The organism is Phenylobacterium sp. (assembly GCF_036502675.1).
In the GTDB taxonomy this organism is placed as follows: Bacteria; Pseudomonadota; Alphaproteobacteria; order Caulobacterales; family Caulobacteraceae; genus Phenylobacterium.
Genome location: NZ_DASXYF010000123.1, coordinates 1 through 8,173, shown reverse-complemented (window position 1 = coordinate 8,173; position 8,173 = coordinate 1). Strand labels below are relative to the sequence as shown.

Genomic DNA, 8,173 nt, shown 5'->3' with positions numbered 1-8,173 from the left:
ATCCGCTTCAGGGATGCCGACGCCGGTGTCGGCAACCTCGAACTCGACCATGGGGCTGCGCCAGCGGATGCGGAGCGCCGCCTCGCCCACCAGCGTATACTTTATGGCGTTCGAGAGCAGGTTGATGAGGATCTGCCGCAGTCGTTTCTCGTCGGCGTAGACGCGCCGGGCCAGGTTGGGCGGGCGCTCGTGACGAAAGACGATGCCCTTCGCCTCCGCCTGCAGGCGGAACATGCCGACCATCTGGTCCAGCATCATCGGCAGGTCGACCAGTTCCCTTTCCACGTGGAGGGTGCCGTTCTCGATGCGGGAGATGTCGAGCAGTCCGTCGACCAGATCCGCCAGATGGGTGGCGCTGCGCCGGATGACGTTGACGGCTTCGCTGTTGTCGGCGACGGGGTTGCGCTCGATCAACTGGGCGTAACCGGAGATGGCGTTCAGCGGCGAGCGGATTTCATGGCTGACGCCGACGATGTAGCGGCTCTTGGCCAGGTTGGCGGCCTCGGCGACCTCCTTGGCCTTCTGCAGCTCGGCGTCGGTGCGGCGGTGGGCCTCGATCTCGTCCATCAGCATGGCGGTCTGGCGGTCGGACTCGTCCTCCGCCGCCCGCTGGCTCTCGCCGGCCAGCACGAAGAACCAGGCCGCGAACGCGGCCAGCAGCAGCAGGATGACGAAGGTCAGGCCCAGGTGGGTCGGGGTGAAGGGGCCGGCGACGCGGCCGGCCTGGCTGTAGGAGATCAGGCCCAGCACGCCGCCGATCGCCAGGGCGCAGATGAGCAGCACCCCGATGAACCGTGCGATCTGGGCGTAGGCGCCCTCGGCCAGCCGGGCGGGAACCAGGCGGCGGAGCAGGCCCGCGGCCTGGTCGACCACCCGGCCGGTGTCCTTGCAGGCGTCGTGGCAGCGGGCGTCGAGGCTGCAGCACAGCGAGCAGATCGAGCCCTGGTAGACCGGGCAGAAGGCCATGTCCGGCCGCTCGAAGGCGTTCTCGCAGACGATGCAGGTGAGGGTGGCCGGCCCCGCCTGGGCCCCGGCCGCCGGCTCGGGTTCCGGCTCGGGCTGGCGGGCGATGTAGTAGCGGCCGCGGGTGGCCCAGGCGATGGCGGGCGCCGCGGCCAGCGCCGCCATCAGCCCCACGATCGGCGAGCAGGTCTTCAGCTCCGGCCCTGCGACGCCCAGGAACAGCGGCATGGAGAGCGCCAGCGAGAGGCCCATGGCGCCGACGCCCACCGGGTTGATGTCGTAGAGGTGGGCGCGCTTGAACTCGATGCCCTTGGGGCTGAGGCCCAGCGGCTTGTTGATCAGCAGGTCGGCGGTCACCGCCCCGATCCAGGCCACCGCCACGTTGGCGTAGAGCGCCAGGATCCCCTCGACCACCTTGAGGATTCCGAACTGCATCAGCTGGATGGCGACGAACACGTTGAACACCAGCCAGACCACCCGGCCCGGGTGGCGGTGCGTCAGGCGCGAGAAGAAGTTCGAGGCGGCGATGGAACCCGCGTAGGCGTTGGTGACGTTGATCTTCACCTGGCAGACGGCGACGAACACCCCGGTCAGGATCAGCGCCCCGGTGGGCGAGCCCAGCAGTCCGCGGAACACCATGTCGTAGAGCGGCGCCGGCGCGGCGGCGTCCTCGTGGCTGAACCCCGCGCGCAGGGCCAGGTAGGTGAGGATCGAACCGATCAGGATCTTGACCCCGCCGATCAGGATCCACCCCGGTCCCGCCAGCACCAGCGCGCCCCACCAGGCGCGGCGGTTCTTGTCGGTGCGCGCCGGCAGGAACCGCAGGTAGTCCACCTGCTCGCCGATCTGCGGCAGCAGCGAGAGCAGCACCGCCGAGGCCGCCCCGAACGCCGCCAGGCTGAAGCCCGGGCCGGCCGCGCCGCCGAAGCCGATCCAGCCCTTCAGCTCGGCGGGGCCCTTGATGGCGATGAAGATCAGCGGCGCGACCTGCAGGATCAGCCAGACCGGCTGGGTCCAGGTCTGCAGCACGCCGATCCGGCGGATGCCGTACGCCGCCACCGGCACCACGATCAGGGCGCTCAGCACATGGCCCAGGGCCAGGGGTATCCCCAGGCAGAGCTTCAGCGCCGTCGACAGGATCGCCGCCTCGATGGCGAACAGGATGAAGGTGAAGGAGGCGTAGATCGCCGAGGTGATGGTCGAGCCGATGTAGCCGAAGCCGGACCCGCGGGTCAGCAGGTCCATGTCCACCCCGTAGCGGGCGGCGTAGTAGCAGATCGGCAGGCCGGTCAGCAGGATCACCGCGGCCATCGCCCCCAGCGCCCACAGCGTCGAGACCGCGCCGTAGTTCAGCGTGATCGCCGCCCCCACCGCCTCGCAGGCCAGGAAGGCGATCGAGCCCAGCGCCGTGTTGGCCACCCGCGAGATCGGCCAGCGCCGCGCGCTCTCGGCGGTGAAGCGCAGCGCGAAGTCCTCCAGCGTCTGGTCGGCGACCCACTGGTTGTACTGACGGCGCGCCCGCACCACCCGCTGGCGGCGGCGCGGCGCGCGGTGGGTCTGGAAGAGCGGGGGCTGGCTGCTCGGGTCCGCCATCAACTCAGGCGTTCGGGTTGCGCACGGCGTGCGGGGATCGACCTCCCGACGCTGCCCCCCCGCCCGGGGCCGGGGGAACCGGGCGCTGCGCCGCTGGGCACGGATTCGCCCCGACGCCCGCAACTTAGGCAATCGCGCGCGCCGCCAAGGCGCCGCTTACCTGATGGGGTCGTGCACGCTGACCAGCTTCGATCCGTCCGGGAACGGAACTTCCACCTGGATGTCGGTGATCATCTCGGCCACGCCCTCGATCACCTGCTCGCGGGTCAGGACGTGGGCGCCGGCCTCCATCAGCTCGGCGACGGAGCGGCCTTCGCGGGCGCCCTCCAGCACGAAGTCGGAGATGATCGCCACCGCCTCCGGGCAGTTGAGCTTGATCCGCCGGTCCAGCCGGCGGCGGGCCACCATCGCCGCCAGGGCGATCAGCAGCTTGTCCCGCTCAGGAGGCGTAATGATCATGCGCGCGCATCTCCGGCGGGCGGGAGCACGGGAAGCTTTCCAGCCGCCGGGCGCCCTGGGCAGAGGGCGTTTGACGTATTGACCCCGGCCGGTCCGCCCGGGGTTTCCGGCTCCCGGGGGTCAAGCCGCCGGATACGTCAAATGACCCATATCGGGGCCGCAGGCGCGCTCTTAGGCTCGCGTCATCACACCAGTCTCTGCTTGGCCGGATCAGACGATCCGACCTGGGGCGTCTTGTAGATACTGAAGAAAGCGAGAATTCGATGACCATAGCCTCGAAGAAGGCTTCTCTGATCGCGCTCCTGATGATCGGGACCGCGCTCACCGCATGCTCCAAGAAGCCGGAAGGCGGCGAGGCCCCGAAGACGGACGCCGCGGCGCCGGCCGACGGGGTCAAGGTGGGTGTCCTGCAGTCGCTCAGCGGCACCATGGCGATCTCGGAAGTGACCGTGAAGAACGCCGAGATGCTGGCGATCGAAGAGATCAACGCCGCCGGCGGCGTCATGGGCAAGCAGATCACCGCGGTGGTCGAGGACGGCGCCTCCGACCCGGCGGTGTTCGCCCAGAAGGCCTCCAAGCTCACCGAAAGCGACAAGGTCTCGACCGTGTTCGGCGGTTGGACGTCGGCCAGCCGCAAGGCGATGCTGCCGGTCTTCGAGAAGAACAAGAACTTGCTCTGGTACCCGGTGCAGTTCGAGGGCAACGAATGCTCGCCGAACATCATGTACTCGGGCGCCCAGCCCAACCAGCAGGCCCTGCCCGCCTTCGACTGGGCGAAGGACAAGGGCTACAAGAACTACTTCCTGGTGGGTTCGGACTACGTCTACCCGCGCACGGCCAACCTGATCCTCAAGAAGCACATCGAGGGCGCCGGGTTCAAGGTCGCCGGCGAAGAGTACCAGCCGCTGGGCGGCACCGACTTCTCCGGCGTGATCGCCAAGATCCGCGCCGCCAAGCCGGACCTGATCTTCAACACCCTGAACGGCGACTCCAACGTCGCCTTCTTCAAGCAGATGGCCGCGGCGGGCATGACGCCCACCAAGCTGCCGGTGATGAGCTTCTCCATCGGCGAGCAGGAAGCCCAGGCCATGGGTCCGTCGCTGATCGAGGGCAGCTACGCGGCCTGGAACTACTTCCAGACCCTGCAGTCGCCGGAGAACGCCAAGTTCGTGGCCGCCTACAAGGCCAAGTACGGCGCCGACGCGGTGGTCACCGACCCGATGGTCCACGGCTACCTCGACGTCTACGCCTGGAAGGCGGCGGTGGAGAAGGCCGGCGACTTCGATCCCGCCAAGGTCCGCGCCGCCGCGGTCGCGCTCGACCCGATACCCTCGCCGCTCGGCCCGGCGAAGTTCGCGCCGAACAACAGCCTGACCCAGACCGCCTACATCGGCCAGGCTGACCCGGCGGGCCAGTTCAAGATCCTCTGGACCTCGAAGGCCCCGATCCCGCCCGAGCCCTACGACCCGCTGGCCTTCCCCGGGAAGACCTGCGTCATCCCCTAGTCCCCCGTCCCCTAGGGGCCCGGGCGGTCCTCCGGGATCGCCCGGGCCTCACCCTTGTGCCGGTTACGCTTAGCGCCGGGTCCAGAAAGGATACGGACATGATCGACCCGAGCTTCCTGGGCGGCCAGGTTTTCAACGGCCTCAGCGTCGCTTCGATCTACGTCCTGGCCGCCCTGGGCCTGGCCCTCAGCTTCGGTCTGATGCGCGTGATCAACATGGCGCACGGCGAGATCGTCATGTTCGGCGGCTATATCGCCTACCTGGTCATGCTGGTGGTCCCGGGCCCGCTGGGCCTGTTCGCCGCCATGCTGGGCGCCTTCATCGGCGCGGGCGTCCTGGGCGCCGTCCTCGAAACCACCCTGGTCTCCCGCCTGGCCGAGCGGCCGCTGGACACCCTGCTGGCCACCTGGGGGGTCAGCCTGATCGCCCAGCAGGCGGCCCGCGACATCTTCGGCGCCACCGGCGTCTCCGTGACCGCGCCGAACTGGATGGAGGGCGCGGTTCCCGTGGGCGGACTGTCCCTGCCGATGGCGCGCCTGTTCATCCTGGCCACCGCCGTGGTGGTGCTGGGCGGCCTGGCCCTGCTGCTCAAGACCACCCGCATCGGCCTCCTGGTCCGCGCGGTGAACCAGGATCGCGCCACGGCCGCGGCCATGGGCGTCAGCGTCCGGCGCGTCGACATGGTGGTCTTCGCCCTGGGCGCCGCGGTGGCCGGCGTCGCCGGCGTCGTGCTGGCGCTGCTGGGCCCCGTCACCCCCAACGTCGGCCAGAGCTACATCGTCACCGCCTTCCTGGTGGTGATCCTGGGCGGGCTGGGCAGCATGGTCGGGACCACCATCGCCGCGGTGATCATCGGCCTGTTCTCGGCGCTGGCCCAGGTGTTCGTCGACGTCAGCTTCGCCCAGGTGCTGATGCTGCTGTTCGTCATCGTCTTCCTCCAGTTCCGGCCCCAGGGCGTGATCGCGGTCCGCACCCGCGCCCTGGACGCCTGAGAGGCGCGTGTCCTGATGACCCTCCCCAACGGCCGCACCGGCATAGGCGTCCTGGTCCTGCTGGCCGCCATCGCCGCGCCCTTCTACCTGGCGCCCTACGACCTCAGCCTGCTGGGGCGCTTCCTGGCGCTGGCGCTCACCGCCATGGGCCTGGCCATCCTCTGGGGCGAGGGCGGGGTGCTCAGCCTGGGGCAGGGGGTGTTCTTCGGCCTGGGCGGCTATGCCCTGGCCATGCACCTGAAGCTGGTGGGGCTCTCCGGCGGCGACACCATGCCGGACTTCATGATCTGGACGGGGGTCAAGGCGCTGCCCTGGTGGTGGGCGATCTTCAAGAGCCCCCTGGTGGCGCTCGTGGGCGTCGTGGTCGCGCCGGCCTTCTTCGGCGCCCTGTTCGCCTGGCTGATCTTCCGCCGGCGGATCGGCGGGGTCTATTTCGCCCTGATCACCCAGGCCCTGGCCCTGGCCTTCGCCACCCTCCTGATCAGCCAGCAGGCCTTCACCGGCGGCTTCAACGGCCTCACCGACTACAAGACCTTGCTGGGCTTCGACCTCAACGCGCCCGGCACGGCCAAGGCCCTCTACTGGGTCACCCTGGCCATCGTGACCGGGGCGCTGCTGGCCGGCCGCTGGCTGATGGCCTCGCGCTTCGGCAAGCTGCTGCGCGCCACCCGCGACGGCTCCAACCGGGTCAGGTTCATGGGCTACGACCCCGCGCCCTACAAGGTGGTGGCCTTCACCGTCGCTGCGGTCATGGCCGGCCTCTCCGGCGCGCTCTTCACCTTGCATGCGGGGGTGATCTCGCCGGCCCTGGTGGGTGTCGTGCCCTCCATCGAGATGGTGATCTGGGCGGCGATCGGCGGGCGGACCAGCCTGGTGGGCGCGCTGGCCGGCGCGCTGCTGGTCAACTTCGCCAAGGATAAGATCTCCACCGTCCTGCCGGCCTTCTGGCTCTACGCGCTCGGCGGCATCTTCATCGTGGCGGTGACCGTCATGCCCAAGGGCCTGGCCGGCATGTTCCCCGAGCGCAAGCCCGCGCCGGCGAAGCTGGCCGACGAGCCTGCGCCCCTGATGTCCAGCGAAGGAAAGGCCGCGTCATGACCCTGCCCGACGTCGCCCCCACCGACCATCCGCTGCTGCGCATCGAGAACGTCACCGTCGACTTCGACGGCTTCAAGGCCCTCAACGACCTGGACCTGACGCTGGAGGCCGGCAGCCTGACGGTGGTGATCGGCCCCAACGGCGCCGGCAAGTCCACCATGTGCGACACGGTGATCGGCCGGGTGCGCGCCAGCGAGGGCCGCATCCTGTTCCGCGGCGAGGACATTTCGAAGCTCTCCGAACACCGCATCGTCGAACGCGGCATCTGCCGCAAATTCCAGACGCCCGGCGTGCTGATCGGCCTCAGCGTCATCGACAACCTGCTGATCGCCGCGGCCAAGGACCGCCGCTGGTGGGCCAGCTTCATGCTGCGCGCCTCCGGGGAGAACCGCCGCAAGGCGGAGGAGGTGCTGGAGCTGGTCGGCCTGCAGTCGCGCCGCGACGCCCTGGCCGGCGAGCTGTCGCACGGCGAGAAGCAGTGGCTGGAGATCGGCATGGTGGTCGCCACCGAGGCCGAGCTGCTGCTGCTCGACGAGCCCACCGCCGGCATGGGGGCGGCGGAATCCACCCGCACGGCGGAGATCGTCCGCGGGCTGATCGGCCGCCACGCCGTCCTGGTGATCGACCACGACATCGACTTCGTCGAGCAGCTCGGCGGCCATGTGGTGGTGCTGCACCAGGGCCATCTCTTCAAGCAGGGCTCGATGGCGCAGATCCGCGGCGACGACGAGGTCGCGGCCATCTACCTCGGGCGGCCCAAGTCATGAACCCGAAGCCATGAGCGACGTCCTCAATCTGCGCGGCGTCGGCGCCGCCTACGGCAAGGCCCAGGTGCTCTGGGACGTGGCCTTCGACCTGGAAGCCGGCGCGACCGCCGCCGTCCTCGGCCGCAACGGGGTCGGCAAGACCACCCTGATGCGCACCATCATGGGCATGCACCGCCTGTCCGAGGGCGAGATCTTCGTCAATGGCGAGGACGTCTCGAACCTGCGCGCCCACGAGCGCTCGCGGCGCGGCGTGGGCATCGTGCCCCAGGGCCGCCACGTCTTCCCGCACCTGACCGTGGAGGAGAACCTGCAGGTCGGCCTCTCGGCGCTCGCCGGCCGCGGGGACAAGGACGGCGGCAAGATCCCCGGCTACATCTACGACCTGTTCCCCAAGCTCACCGAGATCGCCCAGCGCAAGGCGGGCTTCCTGTCCGGCGGCGAGCAGCAGCAGCTCGCCCTGGGCCGCGCCCTCGCTGGCCGGCCGCGGCTGCTGCTGCTGGACGAGCCCACCGAGGGCATCCAGCCCTCCATCGTCCAGCAGATCGAGGCGGCGCTGATCCGCATCCGCTCCGAGCTTGGCGTGGCGATCGTCATCATCGAGCAGAACCTCGACTTCGCCTGGGCCTTCGCCGACCAGTACTTCGTCATGCAGAAGGGCCGCATCGTCCGCAACGGCCTGACCAAGGATGAAACCGCCGCCGATGTGGCGCATCTGATCCACGTGTAGCCTATCCGCGTAACAGCTTCCGCCTTCTGAGTAGGCTACCAGCAAGCGTCGGAGCGTCCGCTCAGGGTC

Annotated in this window: 7 protein-coding genes; 5 read left to right on the top strand and 2 right to left on the bottom strand. The window is 69.5% G+C overall.

Going from position 1 to position 8,173, the window contains the following annotated elements:
- Both VGL30_RS16310 and VGL30_RS16305 read right to left on the bottom strand, forming a co-directional pair.
- The coding region (locus VGL30_RS16310; protein ID WP_331541077.1) for a histidine kinase dimerization/phospho-acceptor domain-containing protein at nucleotides 1-2,556 on the bottom strand (2,556 nt) is incomplete at its 3' end.
- Nucleotides 2,557-2,712: 156 nt separating this feature from the next.
- On the bottom strand, nucleotides 2,713-3,015 hold the full coding sequence (locus tag VGL30_RS16305; protein WP_331541076.1) for an urease subunit gamma: 303 nt from the start codon (nucleotides 3,013-3,015) through the stop codon (nucleotides 2,713-2,715).
- Nucleotides 3,016-3,278: 263 nt separating this feature from the next.
- Between VGL30_RS16305 and urtA the strand changes: the two genes are divergently transcribed.
- The 5 genes from urtA to urtE all read left to right on the top strand — a co-directional run bounded on the left by urtA (nucleotide 3,279) and on the right by urtE (nucleotide 8,104).
- On the top strand, nucleotides 3,279-4,520 hold the full coding sequence (gene urtA / locus VGL30_RS16300; RefSeq protein ID WP_331541075.1) for an urea ABC transporter substrate-binding protein: 1,242 nt from the start codon (nucleotides 3,279-3,281) through the stop codon (nucleotides 4,518-4,520).
- 98 nt (nucleotides 4,521-4,618) lie between these two features.
- Nucleotides 4,619-5,512 carry an urea ABC transporter permease subunit UrtB gene (gene urtB, locus VGL30_RS16295; protein ID WP_331541074.1) on the top strand — a complete coding sequence of 298 codons (894 nt, stop codon included), beginning with the start codon at nucleotides 4,619-4,621 and terminating at the stop codon, nucleotides 5,510-5,512.
- Between the two features lie 15 nt (nucleotides 5,513-5,527).
- Entirely contained in the window at nucleotides 5,528-6,610 is a 1,083-nt protein-coding gene (gene urtC / locus VGL30_RS16290) for an urea ABC transporter permease subunit UrtC (RefSeq protein WP_331541073.1), read from the top strand.
- Nucleotides 6,607-7,377 (top strand): urea ABC transporter ATP-binding protein UrtD, encoded by a 771-nt coding sequence (gene urtD, locus VGL30_RS16285; protein WP_331541072.1) that lies wholly within the window; start codon nucleotides 6,607-6,609, stop codon nucleotides 7,375-7,377. Before urtC ends, urtD begins: the two co-directional genes overlap by 4 nt.
- Nucleotides 7,378-7,387: 10 nt before the next feature.
- Nucleotides 7,388-8,104 carry an urea ABC transporter ATP-binding subunit UrtE gene (urtE, locus tag VGL30_RS16280; protein WP_331541071.1) on the top strand — a complete coding sequence of 239 codons (717 nt, stop codon included), beginning with the start codon at nucleotides 7,388-7,390 and terminating at the stop codon, nucleotides 8,102-8,104.
- Nucleotides 8,105-8,173 lie beyond the last annotated feature (69 nt).

Bases quoted from the DNA above. Each gene is read 5' to 3' on its own strand.
- VGL30_RS16305 (WP_331541076.1), bottom strand. From the start codon at position 3,015: ATGATCATTACGCCTCCTGAGCGGGACAAGCTGCTGATCGCCCTGGCG.
- urtA (WP_331541075.1), top strand. From the start codon at position 3,279: ATGACCATAGCCTCGAAGAAGGCTTCTCTGATCGCGCTCCTGATGATC.
- urtB (WP_331541074.1), top strand. From the start codon at position 4,619: ATGATCGACCCGAGCTTCCTGGGCGGCCAGGTTTTCAACGGCCTCAGC.
- urtC (WP_331541073.1), top strand. From the start codon at position 5,528: ATGACCCTCCCCAACGGCCGCACCGGCATAGGCGTCCTGGTCCTGCTG.
- urtD (WP_331541072.1), top strand. From the start codon at position 6,607: ATGACCCTGCCCGACGTCGCCCCCACCGACCATCCGCTGCTGCGCATC.
- urtE (WP_331541071.1), top strand. From the start codon at position 7,388: ATGAGCGACGTCCTCAATCTGCGCGGCGTCGGCGCCGCCTACGGCAAG.